Raw genomic sequence first — 15,750 nt, forward strand, 5'->3', positions numbered from 1 at the left:
GATCAACTCATTTGGGGTGGTTCGCCGCCATAGGCCCAGTCGAGCAGTTTTATCGTATGCACCACCGGCAGTTTCGCTGCGGACGCAATCTGCGTGATGCAGCCGATATTGCCGGTAGCGACGATTTCGGCCCCGGTCGCCTCGATGTTCTTCACCTTGCGGTCGCGCAACTTGGCGGAGATTTCGGGCTGCAGGATGTTGTAGGTGCCGGCCGAGCCGCAGCACAGATGTCCCTCGCGCGGCTCGCGCACGACGAAGCCCGCCTTGGCGAGAAGCTCCTTCGGCTGACGCGTAATCTTCTGGCCATGCTGCATCGAGCAGGCGGAATGATAGGCGACGACCGTGCCTGGCTTGCGCACGGGTTCGGGCAGGTCGAGGGCTGCCAGATATTCGGTGACGTCCTTGGCCAGCGCCGAGACACGCGCGGCCTTTTCCGCATAGGCCCGATCGAGGCGCAGCATGAAGCCGTAGTCCTTGATGGTCGTGCCGCAGCCCGATGCTGTGATGATAATGGCGTCGAGCCCACCCTGCTCGATGGCGCGCGTCCAGGCGTCGACATTCCGCCTGGCCGAGGCAAGTGCCTGATCCTCGCGTCCCATGTGGTGAACAAGCGCGCCGCAGCAGCCCTCGCCGCCCGGCACCACGACCTCGACGCCGAGCCTGGTCAGCAGCGAGATGGTGGTTTCGTTGATGGCCGGGTCGAGCACCGATTGCGCGCAGCCGGTGAGGATGGCGACGCGGCCTCGCTTTGCACCCTGCCCAGCATGCGTCCCCGGTTTCGCCATCGGCGACACCGGCGGGATCGCGGACGGCGCGAGCTTCAGCATCGCCGCGACCGGCTTCAACCCCGGCAATTTCTCGAATAATCCAATGAACGGCCGGCCCAGCCCGGCAAACTTCAGCGCGGCGCGAAAGCGTGATGGGTAAGGCAGCACGGCAGCCAACACGGCACGGATCAGCCGGTCGATCAGCGGACGCTTATAGGTCTCCTGGATATGAGCGCGGGCATGGTCGACCAGATGCATGTAGTTCACGCCCGAGGGGCAGGTCGTCATGCAGGCAAGGCAAGACAGGCAGCGGTCGATATGGGTGACGATCTCCTTGTCGGCCGGCCGGCCGTTCTCCAGCATGTCCTTGATGAGGTAGATGCGGCCGCGCGGCGAATCGAGCTCGTTGCCCAACGTCACATAGGTCGGGCAGGTGGCGGTGCAGAAGCCGCAATGCACGCATTTGCGCAGGATCTTTTCCGATTCCGCGACATGCGGGTCGGCAAGCTGCGCGGCGGAGAAATTGGTCTGCATATCGCCGTCTCTGTTAGACGCAATTCCGAACGGAAAACCGTTTCACACTTTTCCTGGAATTGCTTTAGGCCATGCGGCCGAGGTTGAGAATCTGCTTCGGGTCGAACTCGGCCTTGAGCCGCGCCGAAAGCGCGGCCAGATGCGGCGGCTGCGGCTCGAACACCGGCAGCGCCGCGCGATGCGGTGCGGATGCGCGCACCAGCGTCGCGTGGCCGCCGCCATATTTGCGGATCAGTCCGCGCAACAGATCGGCCTCCGGATCGTCCTCGCGCATCGACAGCCACACCAGACCGCCCTGCCAGTCATAGAAGGCATCGACCGCCGCCTGCATGCGCAGCGCCATCACCATGTGATGCGCCTCAGACGGCGCCATCGAGACGCGCCAAACCGGTCGCGTGCCACTATCGGCGAAAGGCACGCAATCGCGAATGTCGCGCCAGATGGTTTTCGAGGCCTCGCCGGCGATCTCTTCCAGCGGCCCGGCCTTGCCGAGCAGTTGCTTCAGCGCCTCGATGCGATAGACGACCGACGGTCCAAAGCCCTCGACGCGCAACAGCGTGGCGGCATCGCTACCATGCTTGCCGCCTGCAACCTTCGCGGCGATCCGTTCCGGCAGATGCGCCGCGCTCGAAACCTCGGCGCTGGAGCCGAGCGCCAGCGCCATGGCGGCCACGGCGGCATCGTCGAGCAGGCCACGGATGGCCAAAGTCACTTCGGTCTCGGCCGCCGGCAGGACCTTGAAGGTGACGTCGGTCAGCACGGCCAGTGTGCCCCAGCTGTTGGCCATCAACTTGGAGAGATCGTAGCCGGTGACGTTCTTGACCACGCGCCCGCCGGACTTGAAGGCTTCGCCACGGCCGGACACGGCGGCGACGCCAAGGATGTGGTCGCGCGCCGCACCTGCCTTGAGGCGGCGCGGACCGGACAGGTTCGAAGCCAGCACGCCGCCGATCGTGCCGTTCTTGTCCCCTTGGCCCGGCTCGCCGCCGAGCAACGGGCCGTAGTCCATCGGCTCGAACGCGAATTGCTGGCCGTTTTCGGCAAGCAATTTTTCGATCTCGGCGAGTGGCGTGCCGGCACGGGCTGAGAGCACGAGTTCGGCCGGTTCGTAGAGGGTTACGCCGATGAGGTGCGACAAGTCGAGCGTATGCTCGGTCTGCAATGGGCGACCGATGCCGCGCTTCGAGCCATGGCCGAGGATTTCGAGCGGCGTTTCCTCGGCGGCTGCCCATTGGATGGTGGAGAGGGTTTCGGTGAGTGTGGAGGGGGTGAAGGTGGTCATAGGCGAGCGCCTTTCCTCGCCCCCGCAAGGCGGATAGGGCAATCGTAAATGGCAGCGCCGGCCCCCTCTCCGTCTCGGGCTTCGCCCGAGCCACCTCTCCCCCATTTCATGGGGGCGAGGAAAGCCAATCGCCAAGGTCGCGGCCTTGAAGGGTTTAGGTTCCTCGCCCCCGCAACGCGGGGGAGAGGTGGCTCGGGCGCAGCCCGAGACGGAGAGGGGGCCATCATAGAGCGCTATCTCCCGTCTTCCTGGCTGCGAAAACAAACCTGAGGTCGGCAGCAACTACGTCTTCGGCAAGCCGTCCTTCCAAGGCCGCAAAGATCGTCTCGCAAACGCTCCTCTTGTTCTTCAAGACATCGAAGCTCCAAAACCGCAAAACCGATAAGCCCTCGCCCCGCATGAATTCATCCCGCCGCCTGTCGTACGAACTGTCCGCGTGCTGGCTGCCATCCAGTTCCACAATCAGCTTTTCGCTCCTGCACGCAAAATCCGCGAAATACGGACCGATGGGCATCTGGCGAACGAATTTGTATCCGCCTAGCCTTCTTGCCTTCAGTTCGTTCCAGAGGATCGCTTCCGCATGGTTGTCGCCGCTACGAAGCGCGCGGGCGCGGGCAATTTTCTCGGGCGAGCGGCGGCTTGGCTGATAGGCCGCCCCCCTCTCCGTCTCGGGCTTCGCCCGAGCCACCTCTCCCCCGCTTTGCGGGGGCGAGGAACTTTGATCCTGAGTCTTCATCAAAACCTCGGAATATCCGGAAACGCGACCTGCCCCCGATGCACATGCATCCTCCCAAGCTCCGCGCAGCGCCGCAGCTGCGGAAACACTTTTCCCGGGTTGAGCAGGTGGTTGGGGTCGAAGGCGCATTTGACGCGCATTTGCTGGTCGAGGTCGATCTGGTTGAACATCTCCGGCATCAGGTCGCGCTTCTCGACGCCGACGCCGTGCTCGCCGGTCAGGACGCCGCCGACCTGGACGCAAAGGCGCAAAATGTCGGCGCCGAAGCTTTCGGCCTTGTCGAGCTCGCCCGGCACGTTGGCGTCGTAGAGGATCAACGGGTGCAGGTTGCCATCGCCGGCGTGGAAGACATTGGCGACGCCGAGGCCGTATTTCTCGGAGAGATCACGCATGCCGGCGAGCACGCGCGGCAGTTCCTTGCGCGGGATGGTGCCGTCCATGCAGTAATAATCCGGCGAGATACGGCCGACCGCCGGAAAGGCCGCCTTGCGGCCGGCCCAGAAGGCCAGCCGCTCCTGCTCGGACTGCGAGATGCGGCAGGTGGTCGAGCCATTCCTGTAGGCGATCGCCTCGACGAGGCCGATCAGGTGGTCGACCTCGACACTCGGCCCGTCGAGCTCGACGATGAGCAGCGCCTCGACGTCGAGCGGATAGCCGGCATGGACGAAATCCTCGGCCGCGTGGATCGCCGGGCGGTCCATCATCTCCATGCCGCCGGGGATGATGCCGGCGCCGATGATGTCGGCGACGCATTGGCCGCCCTGTTCGCTGGTCGGAAAGCCGATCAAGAGAGCGCGCGCCGTCTCCGGCTTCTTCAGGATGCGCACAGTCACCTCGGTGACGACGCCGAGGAGGCCTTCCGAGCCGGTCATCACGCCGAGCAGATCATAGCCTTCCTGATCGAGATGGCTGCCGCCGAGGCGCACCACCTCGCCGTTCATCAGCACCATCTCGATGCCCAGCACATTGTTGGCGGTGAGCCCGTATTTCAGGCAGTGCACGCCGCCGGAATTCTCGGCGACATTGCCGCCGATCGAGCAGGCGATCTGGGAGGATGGATCGGGGGCGTAATAAAAGCCCTCCTGCTCGACGGCGGTGGTGATGCCGAGATTGGTGACGCCCGGTTGGGCCACGACAACGCGATTGGGATAGTCGATTTGAAGAATGCGGTTGAAGCGGCTCATCACCAGCAGCACCGCATCCTCGAGCGGCAGCGCGCCGCCGGACAGCGAGGTGCCGGAGCCACGCGGCACGACGCGGATGTTGCGCTCGTTGCAGTATTTCAGCACGCGCGAGACCTGGGCGACCGTTTGCGGCAACACCACGACCAGCGGCAGCTGCCGGTAGGCGGTCAGGCCGTCGCTCTCGAAGGCGCGCATTTCATTGGCCGCGTCGACGACGCCCTCGCCCGGCACGATGATGCGCATGTCGGCGACGATCTCGGCGCGCCGGCGCATCGTTTCGGCATCTGGCTTGGGCATGGCTAAGCCGGACATCGGGCAGCCTCATCCGTTCTTGACTGGTCAAAATCTTTTACCAGCCCGACGGTTTTGTTGCAAATGCTGCTTTGCTTGCATTCGGCGGCGAGCGTGACGCCAAGCTTCCGCAGCGGCAATCTGCCGCTGCGGACAGACCCGCGCATGAAGATGGTTGTCCGCTACTCGCCCGGATGCTTTGCCGGCTCGGAATGCATCTTCCGCACCCGGCGCACGCCCCACCAGACGAGCAGGATGGCGACCGGCACGGAGGCCGCGGTGATCACTTCGGGCGCGAAAGCGTGACCGAAGACCGAGGCGCCCTTGGCGACATAGCCGACGAGGCCGACGACATAATAGGATACGGCGGCGACCGACAGGCCTTCGACGGTCTGCTGCAGGCGCAGTTGCAGCCGGGCGCGGTTGTTCATCGAGGCCAGTAGATCGCGGTTCTGCTTCTCCACATCGACATCCACCCAGGTGCGCAGCAGCGTCGTGGCGCGGGTGAGTTTTCGCGACAGGTTGGCCTGGCGCTCCTCGACCGAGCGGCAGGTACGCATGGCGGGCGCCATGCGCCGCAAGAGGAAGCCCGCCCAGGTGTCGTAGCCTTGCACCGGCTCTTCATCCAGCGCCTCCAGCCTCGCGGTGACGATGCCGTCATAGGCGCGGCTGGCGCCGAAGCGATAGAGGCTGGACGCGGCGTCGGCCTCGAGCTCGGCGGCAAGTTCGGTGAGGTCGGCGAGCAAGGTCTGGCTGTCGCGGGTCTCGACCGCCTTCATTTCCAGTGTGGTCTGCGCCAGGCGGTCCTCGATGCGACGGGCGCGGCCTGACAGCGTCAATGCCATCGGCAGGCCAAGCATGGCCAGCGTCCGATAGGTCTCGATGTCGATCAGCCGCTGCGACAGGGCGCCGGTGCTGGCCGGCGTCAGGCCGCGATCGAGCACCAGCATGCGGGTCAGGCCGTCGCCGTCCTGGCGGAAATCGGTGACGATGGCGGCAGCGCCCCGCTCGACCAGCGAATAGCACAGGCTGGTCGGGTCGAAGCCGGCGATCAGCCTTTCGCTCGCCTGCGTCCATTTGCGGATTTCCAGACGGATGCCGGAAATCACGGTGCCGGGCGGCGAGAAGCCATTGCCGAAGGGCGAATCCTCTTGCCCCCGGCCGTTTTCGGCCAGCGGCCCTTCCCAGAGATAGGTCGAGAATTCCGTATGGCGCTCCCAGCGCAGCGTGCCCTTGCCCCATTTCATCGCATGATGGCGGGCAGTGCGCTCGGGCGCGGCGATGCCCAGCCGCCGCGACAGTTCCGACAGCACGGCATGATCGACCGCGGTGCCGCCCTCGGTCATGAAGGAGAGCTGGACCAGCACGCGCGGTTTCTCGATCAGCGGATGCGGGCGGGCATGGACCTCGCCCAGCGCGCCGGGCCGTCCCTCATGCGCCGGAAAGCCCATCACGCTGCCTTGGGCGCGCGGTTGGAATTCGAGACTGGACATCTCGTCGGACACGGTTGGTCCCCCTGGTTTCGACCTTCGTGCGAACCCTTCCGTCTTGCGTCAATCGGCGGGACGCGTAAACAGCAAATATCTCCGTCCCGGCCGGTTAGCACGCGGCCGGCAATGCGACGGGCTGGACGAATTGGATAAATAATTTGACCAGTTGGCGACAGAGGCTTTAATCTGCGCCACATCCGTCCCGTTCCCCAGGCACCCTTCCGTTGAGCGACATCTTCTCCAGGATCGAGCATTCGCGCACCGCCGACGAGGTGGTGCAGCAGATCGAGAGCCTGATCCTCGAAGGCGTGCTGCGCACCGGCGACCGGTTGCCCGGCGAGCGCGAGCTGGCGCGCCAGTTCGACGTGTCGCGGCCGATCCTGCGCGACGCGCTGAAGGCGCTGGAAGGCCGCGGGCTGCTGACGACCAAGGCCGGCGGCGGCACGCATGTCGCAGACGTCATCGGCCAGCTCTTCACCAAGCCGGTGACCGATCTCATTTCCACGCACCGCAAGGCGGTGACCGACTATCTGGAATACCGGCGCGAGATCGAGGCTGTGGCGGCCGAATACGCGGCGCGCCGCGCCACGCCGGAGGACCTCGCCCTGCTCGACCGCATCATGGCACGCATGGACGAGGCGCACCGGACCGGCGATTTCGACGATGAGGCGGAAATCGACGTCGAGTTCCACCACGCCGTCTGCGAATGCGCGCACAACATCATCCTTTTGCACACGCTGCGTTCCTGCTACCGGCTGCTGTCGGAAGGCGTGTTCCAGAACAGGCTTCTGGTGTTCGGCGTGCCCGGCGCGCGCGAGGCGCTGCTCGAGCAGCACAGGGCGATCCACGCCGCGATCAAAGCGGCAGACCCAATCGCGGCGCGCAAGGCTGCGATGGACCACATCACCTATGTCGAGCGCTCGATGGCTGAAGCCGAGCGCAGCGGCGACTGGCAGCGCGTGTCCAGGCTGCGCCTCAGACAGCGCTCGGACGCCGGTGACATCGAACCCACACGAAAACGCTCCTAAGCAGCGGGGACAACCATGAGCGAAATCCTCACCATCGCCGACCTCAAGGACCTGGCACGCCGCAAGGTGCCGAAGATGTTCTTCGACTATGCCGATTCCGGCGCCTGGACGGAGAGCACCTACCGGGCCAACGAAGAGGATTTCGGCAAGATAAAGTTCCGCCAGCGCGTGCTGGTCGACATGAGCAACCGTTCGCTGGAATCGACCATGGTCGGCGAGAAGGTAGCGATGCCGGTGGCGCTCGCGCCGACCGGGCTTACCGGCATGCAGCATGCCGACGGCGAGATGCTGGCGGCGCAGGCGGCAGAAGCGTTCGGGGTGCCGTTCACCCTGTCCACCATGAGCATCTGCTCGATCGAAGATGTCGCCTCGGTGACCAAAAAGCCGTTCTGGTTCCAGCTCTATGTGCTGCGCGACAAGGACTTCGTACTTAATCTGATCGACAGGGCCAAGGCGGCGAGATGCTCGGCGCTGGTGCTGACGCTCGATCTGCAGGTCCTGGGTCAGCGCCACAAGGATGTGCGCAACGGTCTCTCGGCGCCACCCAAGATGACGCTCGCCAACATCGTCGACCTTGCGCTGAAGCCGCGCTGGTGCCTGGGAATCGCCGGCACCAAGCGCCGCACCTTCCGCAACATCGTCGGCCACGCCAAGGGTGTCGGCGACGTCTCTTCGCTGTCGTCCTGGACGAACGAGCAGTTCGATCCGCATCTGTCGTGGAAGGACGTCGCCTGGATCAAGGACCGTTGGGGCGGCAAGCTCATCCTGAAAGGCATCCTCGACAAGGAGGACGCGCTGATGGCGGCTGAGACTGGCGCCGATGCGATCGTGGTCTCCAATCACGGCGGACGGCAGCTCGACGGCGCGCCCTCCTCGATCTCGGTGCTGGAAGAAATCGCCGATGCGGTCGGCGACAGGATCGAAGTCCATATGGATGGCGGCATCCGCTCCGGCCAGGACGTGCTCAAGGCGCTCTGCCTCGGCGCCAAGGGCACCTATATCGGCCGACCCTTCCTCTACGGCCTCGGTGCGATGGGCAAGGACGGCGTCACCAAGGCGCTCGAAATCATCCGCAAGGAAATGGACATCACGCTGGCGCTGTGCGGTAAGCGTTTGGTAACCGACATGGGCAAGGACCAGTTGCGGCGCTAGGCCTTATTCACCGATCCGCCCTAGTTTCCCGTAGTGGACCACACGGGAAGACGTACGCCTTGACTGAGACCGGCATCCATTATCTCGACGCGCGCGGTCCGGACGGCATGCGTCTCTATGCGATCGGCGACGTGCACGGACGCCACGACCTGCTCGCCGCCATGCATCGGCGCATCGAGAGCGAACTGGAACACGCGCCCGGGTCGGACTGGCGCATCATCCATCTCGGCGACTATGTCGACCGCGGACCGGATTCCAGAAGCGTCATCGATTTCCTGATCGAGACGCGCAAGCGCGATCCGCGCAACATCATGCTCGCCGGCAACCACGATATCGGCATGCTCGAATTCCTGGCCGAGGCAGAGCCGGACGGCCTGTTCGTGAATTACGGCGGCGTGCAGACGGCGCAGTCCTATGGCGTCGATCTTCTTCGCGACGGCCACTGGTACGGCAAGGCGCAAGCGATCGCCCGGGGACATATGGCCCTGGTGAAAGCGGTGCCGCACAGCCATATCGATTTCCTGCAATCGCTGACGTTTTCGGCGACCTTCGGCGACTTCTTTTTCTGCCACGCGGGGATAAGACCGGGTGTGCCGCTCGACCGTCAGAACCAGCAGGATCTGATCTGGATCCGTGACGCCTTCCATGACCATCCAGGGCTTTTTTCCAAGGTGATCGTGCACGGGCACACGCCCGTCCCGGAAGCCGAGGTGAAGGCCAACCGCGTCAATGTCGACACGCTCGCCTGGAAATCCGGAACGCTAAGCGCGCTGGCCGTCAATGGCGGCGACAAACGCATCCTCGCCATGCAGGGGAAAGCGTTTTAGGCGCGATCCCGGCGCAGGCCTGCTTGCGATTTTGATTGTGGCCTAGTTCAGCGAGGCGGTGACGCCATAGCCGTCGACGGCGCGGTGGTTGGTCGCTGCGTCGGCGGCATAAATGCCCAGGCCGCAGAGCACGATGGCAGACAGCATGACAAAAGACAGGAGAGCTGCTTTCACGGACGTCATCTCTGGTTAAGCTTTCTGCATCTGGGCACGAGGCGGTTACCAATGCGTTGAAACGATAAAATGCGTCTCAATGTTTCGACGATTTCGCGCTTCTAAGCAGATTCTGTTTCGCCGGTGTGTCGGCTGGATCACACAAAAGGTTCATGGCGGTTGCATCGACGATACAAAGCGCGCCCTCTTAGAAGAGCGGCCGGACACAAACCAAGAAAGAAGAATGTTGTCCCCAGACGGAAGCGCTGAGGCGTGCCAATTATGCCACGCTTCGCCCGATCGGGGTCGGATGTTCAGATCGTCGCAACCCAGGCGCGGGCTATCGCCAGTCCGGCGCTATCGGCGTCGGCGCCATTGCGGGCCAGTTCGTCGTCGAGACGATCGTTCCAGTCGGGATGACGCTCGGCGATCATAGCGGCGAAGGAGGTGCTCCAGTCGCGCACCATCGGCGTATCCGCCTCGAAGTGGAACTGGAAGCCATAGACGGCGCGGCCGAGGCGGAAGGCCTGGTTTTCGGCGACCGCGCTGCCGGCGAGCCGCACGGCGTTTTCCGGCAGGCCGAACGTGTCGTCATGCCATTCGAAGATCGGGAATTTCTCGGGCAGCGCCGCCATGACCGGATCCGATTTGGCGGCCGGCGTCAGCGACACCCTATGCCAGCCGAACTCGGTGGCGCCGCCGATCTGGTTGGTGCCGCCGAAAGCCCGCGCCAGAAGCTGACCGCCGAGGCAGATGCCGAGAACCGAGCGATCCTTGTCGGCGAAATCGCGTGCCAGGTCGAGCAATGCGGGGAAATAGGGACAGATCTCGTCGTCGAGCGCGTTCTGGGCGCCGCCAAGCACCACGATGGCATCGTGCCCGGTGCTGTCGCCGGGCAGCTTATCGCCGCGATAGGGCTTGCGCAGGTCGATATCGGCGCCGGCTTCCACAAGGGCAGCGCCAATCTGGCCAAGGCCCTCATTGTCGAAATTCTGGACGACCAAAACCCGCATCGAAAACCTGCTGACATGAAAACGCTGGGGCGAGCGATATCATGCGGCCCGTGTTTCAGCCAAGATGCGTGCCGGAGAGAAAGCTATGCCACTGCAGAACCGGGTCGACCCTTTCGGCGCCATTCAAGCCGTGCCGGAACGCGGCCTGTTCACCGGCAATCGCGGCATCATCCATGACCCCGAGACGAAGACGCTGCTGAAGAAGCGCTGGGCCTTGCCGGCCTGGATCATCTGCGTCTGCGAATTCGGCTATGTGCGGCGCGAGCCGATGGGCCGCAACCGGCCCGGAGGAAAAGCCGGCTGGACCGAATTGTTCTTCCTCGACGAGGTGACGGCTTTGGCCGCCGGCCACCGGCCCTGCTTCTTCTGCCGGCGTGAACGGGCGACCGACTTCGTCAGCCGTTTCGGCAAGGCGTTCGGGATTGAAGAACCGCGCGCGCCGATGGTCGACAAACGGCTGCACAAGGAGCGGCTGGCTTCCGGCGGACGGCCGCCTCTGGTGACCGCGCCGGAGCTCGGAGCCTTGCCGGATGGAACGGTGGTAGCGCAGGGCGACGCTGCTTATGCGCTGCGCGGCGGCAAGGCACGCAAATGGTCGTTCGCGGGTTATTCGAGTCCTATCGCCTTCGATCGCCTCACCGGAGGGTCGCTGCGCCTGCTGACGCCGGCGACCACCATTGCGGTATTGCGGCAAGGCTTTGCGCCTGTCTGGCATCCGACCGCCGATATTTGATGCCGCAGCCGGCCTCGCTCGTTCCTAAGCAGATATCGTGGGATGTCCCACGAATATCTGCTTAGATTCCCTTGTTTTTCGCAGGTTCTGATCGCAAAACCGCGAGACACTTTTGCGGAACCTGCTTGGGCCATGCGCGCCAACTACAAAATGCAGCGGCTGTTCGTGCCTGACGATCTCGGACCCGGCCTCGAATTCGACGCCGGACAGCAGCAGAGCCATTATCTCGCCCATGTGCTGCGGCTCGGCGAAGGTGCCGAAATCCTGCTTTTCAACGGCCGCGACGGCGAATGGTCGGCGTCGGTCGCTGCAAAGTCCAAGAAGGCGGTCCGGCTGAAGGTGCTGGAACTGCAGCGGTCGCAGCCGCCGCTGCCGGACCTCGTCTATTGCTTCGCGCCGCTGAAGCAGGGCCGGCTCGATTACCTTGTGCAGAAAGCGGTCGAAATGGGCGCAGGCATGCTGCAGCCTGTCATCACCCAGCACACGCAGGTGGCGAAGCCCGGCATCGAACGGCTGCACGCCAATGTCGTCGAGGCGGCCGAGCAATGCGGCATCCTGGCAGTGCCTGAGGTGCGCGAAGCGGAGAAGCTGGAACGGCTGCTTGCCAGTTGGGACCAGGAGCGGCGGCTGATCTTCTGCGACGAGGATGCCTCGACCAACAATCCGCTGCCGGCCTTGCAGGCGGTAAACGAGAAGAAACTTGCGCTTCTGGTCGGACCTGAGGGCGGATTTTCCGAGGACGAGCGCAAGATGCTGAGGGCCCTGCCTTTCGTCACCGCGATCCCGCTCGGGCCGCGCATCCTGCGCGCCGACACCGCGGCGGTGGCCGCATTGGCCGTGATCCAGGCAACGATCGGCGACTGGTAGGACCTTGCCTTCTCCCTTTGTTTGGACCGGGGATATCGCGAACAGGTGTGCGAGGACATCGCGAACAGTTTTGCGCGTTTTGCGCGAGGGGGTTCGGATTATCCCCGAGCGGAAAGGGAAGGTAAGCCATGCAGATCAAATCCAGTTGAGCCGTGGCTCAGGATTTTTCGCTTGATCGGCTACTGACATTTCGTCCATCTAGCGCCCGGCGGCCAGCTGATGGCTGCGGAGGGCTTTCTAATGGCGCGCGACACAACCGATACCCAGCTCATCGAAGGCGTCGACGAACTTGTCGGCTATCTGGCCGACGGCAACAAGCCGCGCGACAAATGGCGCATCGGCACCGAGCATGAGAAGTTCCCCTTCTATGTCGACGGCAACGCGCCGGTGCCTTATGGCGGCGAGCGCGGCATCCGCGCCATCCTCGAGGGAATGCGCGAAAAACTCGGCTGGGATCCGATCATGGATGCCGGCCGTATCATCGGCCTGGTCGAGCCGACCGGCCAGGGCGCGATCTCGCTGGAGCCCGGCGGCCAGTTCGAGCTTTCCGGTGCGCCGTTGGAATCGATCCACCAGACCTGCCGCGAGGGCAATGCGCATCTGGCGCAGGTGCGCGAGATCGCCGAGCCGCTCGGCATCCGCTTCCTCGGCCTCGGCGGCAGCCCGAAATGGTCGCTGGCCGATACGCCGAAAATGCCGAAGTCGCGCTACGAGATCATGACGCGCTACATGCCGAAGGTCGGCACCAAGGGCCTCGACATGATGTACCGCACCTGCACGATCCAGGTGAATCTCGACTTCGAGAGCGAAGCCGACATGCGCCGCAAGATGCAGGTGTCGCTGAAGCTGCAGCCGCTGTCGACGGCGCTGTTTGCCAACTCGCCCTTCACCGAGAGCAGGCCGAACGGCCTGCAGAGCTGGCGCGGCGACATCTGGCGCGACACCGACAACCAGCGCTCCGGCATGCTCGAATTCTGCTTCTCGCCCGATTTCGGCTTCGCCGACTATGTCGAATGGGCGCTCGACGTGCCGATGTATTTCGTCATCCGCGACGGCCACTATCACGACATGACGCGCTACACCTTCCGCCAGTTCATGGCGGGAGCCGCCCGCAATGAACTCCCTGACGGCCTGCCGACGATGGGCGACTGGGCAAATCATCTCTCGACCCTGTTCCCGGATGTGCGCCTGAAGCGTTTCCTCGAAATGCGCGGCGCCGACGGTGGGCCGTGGCGGCGCATCTGCGCCCTGCCCGCTTTCTGGGTCGGGCTGCTTTACGACGAGCAGGCGCTTGACGCCGCCGAGACGCTGACCGCGAGCTGGACCTACGAGGAAGCGCTGGCGATGCGCAACGCCGTGCCGGAGCAAGGCATCGCGGCGCCGTTCCGCAACGCCACCTTGCGCGATGTCGCCCGCGACGTGCTCGCCATCTCGCGCATGGGCCTGAAGAACCGCGGCAAGAAGAACCGCGACGGCTATGACGAGACGTCGTTCCTGAACACGCTGGACGAGGTCGTGGCGCGCGGCACCACCAGCGCCGAGGAGATGCTGTCGGCCTACCACACGCGCTGGGGCGGCTCGATCGAGCCGGTGTTCATGGAATATGCGTATTAACCGTCCGGCATGCGCCGAGCGGTTGGGCGCCAAAAGCCGCTTCAATCGGTGATGGAAACGAACTAGGCTCTCCGATGAGGATATTCTCGGAGGAGAACCCAAATGCCTTCCCTGTTCGACATTTTCGCCCAGGCCCAGAACGGCGCCGGCATGCAGGCGCTGGCACAGCAATACGGGCTTTCGATGCAGCAGACGCAGGCCGCGGTGCAGGCGCTGCTGCCGGCATTCTCGCAAGGGCTGCAGCGCAACACCGCCGACCCTTACGGGATGGGCGCGTTCATGACGGCTATGGCGAGCGGCCAGCACGCCAAATATTTCGAGGACACCACGAGGGCCTTTTCGCCGCAAGGCATCGATGAGGGCAACGGCATACTCGGCCATCTGTTCGGCTCGAAGGATTTGTCGCGCGCCGTGGCAGCCCAAGCCGCGCAGGCGACGGGCTTGAGCCAGCAGGTGCTGCAGCAGATGCTGCCGGCCATGGCCTCGATGATGATGGGCGGGCTGTTCAAGCAGACCAACAATCAATTGAGTGGGGGGCAGATGCAGGCCGCCGGCTTCGGCGGCAGCGGCAATCCGCTCGGCGAGATCATCGAGCAGATGATGCGCCAAGGCGGCCTCGCGCCGGCGCCGCAGCCGGCGCCCTATGGCGAGAACCCGATCGGCAAGGTGCTGCAGGACATGTTCGGCGGCGGCACGCAGCAGTCGCAAAACCAGCCCCAGCAGGCCCCCAGTCCGTACGGCGAAAACCCGCTCGGGAAGGTGCTGCAGGATATGTTCGGCGGCGGCGCGACGCAGCAGCCGCAGCAGACTCAACCACAGCAGACGCAAAGCCCCTATGGCGATAACCCGCTCGGCAAGATCTTCGAGGAGATGCTGCGCCAGGGCGGCGGCGGTTTCGGCATGCCTGGGGCACAACCGGCGCCGCAGCCGCAGCAGAGCGCGCCGCAACAGCCGCAAACCAATCCGAGCGGCCGGCCGCGAAACCCGTTCGACGATATCTTCGGCAAGATGTTCGAGACCGGTGCCCAGCAGCGCGACGAATATGAGAAGAGCGTCGGGACGATCTTCGACCAGTTCAAGCGCGACATGGACCGGCGGTGAGTTATCGAACGCCCCCGGAACGACTTTCGTGAGCAAGAGACTCGAACAAATGCGCCGCAATCTCCGCGGCGACTGGTCGATGCGAGATGTTAAGGCAGTTTGCGACGAGGCCGGCATTCAATGCGTGCCGCCGAGATCGGGCGGTTCGCATTACAAAATCTACCACACGGCAATGGCTGACATTTTGACGGTGCCTTTCAAACGCCCGATCAAGCCCGTATATATTCGAAAACTCGTGTCCTTTATCGACGAGGCAAAAAAGCATGACGGACAAACTTGAATATCCTGTCGTCATCGCACCACTCTCGATTGAGGACGGTGGCGGGTTCTCCGCTTATGTCCCGGATCTTCCCGGCTGCATGAGCGATGGCGAAACCCCCGAAGAGGCCATCGCGAATGTTCAGGATGCCATCGCGGCTTGGATAGAAGCTGCGCATGAACTTGGCCGATCAGTGCCAAGACCATCGAGAAAATTGGCTTTCGCCTGATCCCCTGAGACGCCTTCCAGAAAGAGGCGCGGTCAAAAAAATGCCCGGTCCTGGAGGAGGAACCGGGCAATGTGCAGGCTGGCCGGCGGGGAACCGGCAGGGAGTGTGGGAGCCTGCATGAAGCTTGGTCGCGCCGAGCCATGAAAAGGTTCAACGCGACCGGAAATCCAGGCGATGCGGCCGTTCAGGCTACCTGACGAGCAAGATCCTAGATCGTGTCGGCGCGCTCGCTGGCGATGGCGCGCAGCTTCACTGTCGGATCGCGGCCGAAGGGCACGGCGACGGCGACATGGAGGTCGGCGCGGGTCAGGCCGATATCGGCAAGCTCGGCGTCCGACATGTCGCCCAGGCGATAGAAGGCGCGGCGGTTTTTCCAGGCGACATAGGCGTTGGCGAGAGCATTGAGCACGCGCGTCGCAACGGCCGGACGCGTGGTGATGCGCGGGGTCTCGGAAGCGAGTTCAATCGTGGTCATGTCAGTCTCTCCTTC

At 64.1% G+C, this 15,750-nt stretch carries 17 protein-coding genes; 9 read left to right on the plus strand and 8 right to left on the minus strand.

Going from position 1 to position 15,750, the window contains the following annotated elements:
• Nucleotides 1-2 precede the first annotated feature (2 nt).
• From glcF to LB552_RS12195, 5 genes are all read right to left on the minus strand, one after another.
• Complete coding sequence (glcF, locus tag LB552_RS12175) at nucleotides 3-1,301, minus strand: glycolate oxidase subunit GlcF (RefSeq protein ID WP_224605789.1); 1,299 nt, start codon at nucleotides 1,299-1,301, stop codon at nucleotides 3-5.
• Between the two features lie 64 nt (nucleotides 1,302-1,365).
• On the minus strand, nucleotides 1,366-2,583 hold the full coding sequence (locus LB552_RS12180; protein ID WP_224605793.1) for an FAD-binding protein: 1,218 nt from the start codon (nucleotides 2,581-2,583) through the stop codon (nucleotides 1,366-1,368).
• Nucleotides 2,584-2,806: 223 nt separating this feature from the next.
• Nucleotides 2,807-3,319, minus strand: coding sequence for an endonuclease domain-containing protein (locus tag LB552_RS12185; RefSeq protein ID WP_224605796.1), 513 nt, complete (start codon nucleotides 3,317-3,319; stop codon nucleotides 2,807-2,809).
• The gene (locus tag LB552_RS12190; RefSeq protein ID WP_224605799.1) at nucleotides 3,319-4,815 is read right to left on the minus strand and encodes an FAD-linked oxidase C-terminal domain-containing protein; all 1,497 of its coding nucleotides are present in this window, start codon (nucleotides 4,813-4,815) and stop codon (nucleotides 3,319-3,321) included. The genes LB552_RS12185 and LB552_RS12190 overlap by 1 nt, the downstream gene beginning before the upstream one ends.
• Nucleotides 4,816-4,976: 161 nt before the next feature.
• Nucleotides 4,977-6,299: a DUF3422 family protein gene (locus LB552_RS12195; RefSeq protein ID WP_224605802.1), complete on the minus strand. Its 1,323-nt coding sequence runs from the start codon at nucleotides 6,297-6,299 to the stop codon at nucleotides 4,977-4,979.
• A 209-nt stretch (nucleotides 6,300-6,508) separates the two neighbouring features.
• Here LB552_RS12195 and LB552_RS12200 point away from each other — a divergent pair, with 209 nt between their 5' ends.
• Genes LB552_RS12200 through LB552_RS12210 form a run of 3 tightly spaced genes read left to right on the plus strand, consistent with a single transcriptional unit; the run spans nucleotide 6,509 to nucleotide 9,291 of the window.
• A complete protein-coding gene (locus tag LB552_RS12200) occupies nucleotides 6,509-7,312 on the plus strand; it encodes an FCD domain-containing protein (protein ID WP_095769968.1) in 804 nt (267 codons plus the stop codon).
• Between the two features lie 15 nt (nucleotides 7,313-7,327).
• Nucleotides 7,328-8,464, plus strand: coding sequence for an alpha-hydroxy acid oxidase (locus LB552_RS12205; RefSeq protein WP_224605805.1), 1,137 nt, complete (start codon nucleotides 7,328-7,330; stop codon nucleotides 8,462-8,464).
• Nucleotides 8,465-8,523: 59 nt separating this feature from the next.
• Nucleotides 8,524-9,291 carry a metallophosphoesterase gene (locus tag LB552_RS12210; RefSeq protein WP_224605808.1) on the plus strand — a complete coding sequence of 256 codons (768 nt, stop codon included), beginning with the start codon at nucleotides 8,524-8,526 and terminating at the stop codon, nucleotides 9,289-9,291.
• Between the two features lie 42 nt (nucleotides 9,292-9,333).
• Here the strand turns inward: LB552_RS12210 and LB552_RS29625 are convergent, their stop codons facing one another.
• Nucleotides 9,334-9,465: a hypothetical protein gene (locus tag LB552_RS29625; protein WP_263481599.1), complete on the minus strand. Its 132-nt coding sequence runs from the start codon at nucleotides 9,463-9,465 to the stop codon at nucleotides 9,334-9,336.
• 293 nt (nucleotides 9,466-9,758) lie between these two features.
• Complete coding sequence (locus LB552_RS12215) at nucleotides 9,759-10,457, minus strand: type 1 glutamine amidotransferase (protein ID WP_224605810.1); 699 nt, start codon at nucleotides 10,455-10,457, stop codon at nucleotides 9,759-9,761.
• Nucleotides 10,458-10,542: 85 nt separating this feature from the next.
• On the opposite strand from LB552_RS12215, the gene LB552_RS12220 reads away from it, so the two are divergent.
• The 6 genes from LB552_RS12220 to LB552_RS12245 all read left to right on the plus strand — a co-directional run bounded on the left by LB552_RS12220 (nucleotide 10,543) and on the right by LB552_RS12245 (nucleotide 15,260).
• On the plus strand, nucleotides 10,543-11,190 hold the full coding sequence (locus tag LB552_RS12220) for a hypothetical protein (RefSeq protein ID WP_224605813.1): 648 nt from the start codon (nucleotides 10,543-10,545) through the stop codon (nucleotides 11,188-11,190).
• 132 nt (nucleotides 11,191-11,322) lie between these two features.
• Entirely contained in the window at nucleotides 11,323-12,057 is a 735-nt protein-coding gene (locus LB552_RS12225; RefSeq protein WP_224605843.1) for a 16S rRNA (uracil(1498)-N(3))-methyltransferase, read from the plus strand.
• A gap of 240 nt (nucleotides 12,058-12,297) precedes the next feature.
• Nucleotides 12,298-13,671, plus strand: coding sequence for a glutamate--cysteine ligase (locus tag LB552_RS12230; protein ID WP_224605846.1), 1,374 nt, complete (start codon nucleotides 12,298-12,300; stop codon nucleotides 13,669-13,671).
• A gap of 102 nt (nucleotides 13,672-13,773) precedes the next feature.
• On the plus strand, nucleotides 13,774-14,772 hold the full coding sequence (locus LB552_RS12235; RefSeq protein WP_224605849.1) for a DUF937 domain-containing protein: 999 nt from the start codon (nucleotides 13,774-13,776) through the stop codon (nucleotides 14,770-14,772).
• A 28-nt stretch (nucleotides 14,773-14,800) separates the two neighbouring features.
• The gene (locus LB552_RS12240; RefSeq protein ID WP_224605851.1) at nucleotides 14,801-15,052 is read left to right on the plus strand and encodes a type II toxin-antitoxin system HicA family toxin; all 252 of its coding nucleotides are present in this window, start codon (nucleotides 14,801-14,803) and stop codon (nucleotides 15,050-15,052) included.
• Nucleotides 15,036-15,260, plus strand: coding sequence for a type II toxin-antitoxin system HicB family antitoxin (locus LB552_RS12245; protein WP_095819825.1), 225 nt, complete (start codon nucleotides 15,036-15,038; stop codon nucleotides 15,258-15,260). Before LB552_RS12240 ends, LB552_RS12245 begins: the two co-directional genes overlap by 17 nt.
• A 208-nt stretch (nucleotides 15,261-15,468) precedes the next feature.
• Here the strand turns inward: LB552_RS12245 and LB552_RS12250 are convergent, their stop codons facing one another.
• A complete protein-coding gene (locus LB552_RS12250) occupies nucleotides 15,469-15,735 on the minus strand; it encodes a DUF1127 domain-containing protein (protein ID WP_224605854.1) in 267 nt (88 codons plus the stop codon).
• Between the last annotated feature and the right edge of the window lie 15 nt (nucleotides 15,736-15,750).

It is taken from the genome of Mesorhizobium sp. CA7, assembly GCF_020165015.1.
GTDB lineage: Bacteria > Pseudomonadota > Alphaproteobacteria > Rhizobiales > Rhizobiaceae > Mesorhizobium.

What these genes read in the sequence shown, in the direction of transcription:
- glcF (WP_224605789.1), bottom strand. Translation starts at nt 1,301, where the DNA reads ATGCAGACCAATTTCTCCGCCGCGCAGCTTGCCGACCCGCATGTCGCG.
- LB552_RS12180 (WP_224605793.1), bottom strand. Translation starts at nt 2,583, where the DNA reads ATGACCACCTTCACCCCCTCCACACTCACCGAAACCCTCTCCACCATC.
- LB552_RS12185 (WP_224605796.1), bottom strand. Translation starts at nt 3,319, where the DNA reads ATGAAGACTCAGGATCAAAGTTCCTCGCCCCCGCAAAGCGGGGGAGAG.
- LB552_RS12190 (WP_224605799.1), bottom strand. Translation starts at nt 4,815, where the DNA reads ATGTCCGGCTTAGCCATGCCCAAGCCAGATGCCGAAACGATGCGCCGG.
- LB552_RS12205 (WP_224605805.1), top strand. Translation starts at nt 7,328, where the DNA reads ATGAGCGAAATCCTCACCATCGCCGACCTCAAGGACCTGGCACGCCGC.
- LB552_RS12215 (WP_224605810.1), bottom strand. Translation starts at nt 10,457, where the DNA reads ATGCGGGTTTTGGTCGTCCAGAATTTCGACAATGAGGGCCTTGGCCAG.
- LB552_RS12220 (WP_224605813.1), top strand. Translation starts at nt 10,543, where the DNA reads ATGCCACTGCAGAACCGGGTCGACCCTTTCGGCGCCATTCAAGCCGTG.
- LB552_RS12225 (WP_224605843.1), top strand. Translation starts at nt 11,323, where the DNA reads ATGCGCGCCAACTACAAAATGCAGCGGCTGTTCGTGCCTGACGATCTC.
- LB552_RS12230 (WP_224605846.1), top strand. Translation starts at nt 12,298, where the DNA reads ATGGCGCGCGACACAACCGATACCCAGCTCATCGAAGGCGTCGACGAA.
- LB552_RS12235 (WP_224605849.1), top strand. Translation starts at nt 13,774, where the DNA reads ATGCCTTCCCTGTTCGACATTTTCGCCCAGGCCCAGAACGGCGCCGGC.
- LB552_RS12245 (WP_095819825.1), top strand. Translation starts at nt 15,036, where the DNA reads ATGACGGACAAACTTGAATATCCTGTCGTCATCGCACCACTCTCGATT.
- LB552_RS12250 (WP_224605854.1), bottom strand. Translation starts at nt 15,735, where the DNA reads ATGACCACGATTGAACTCGCTTCCGAGACCCCGCGCATCACCACGCGT.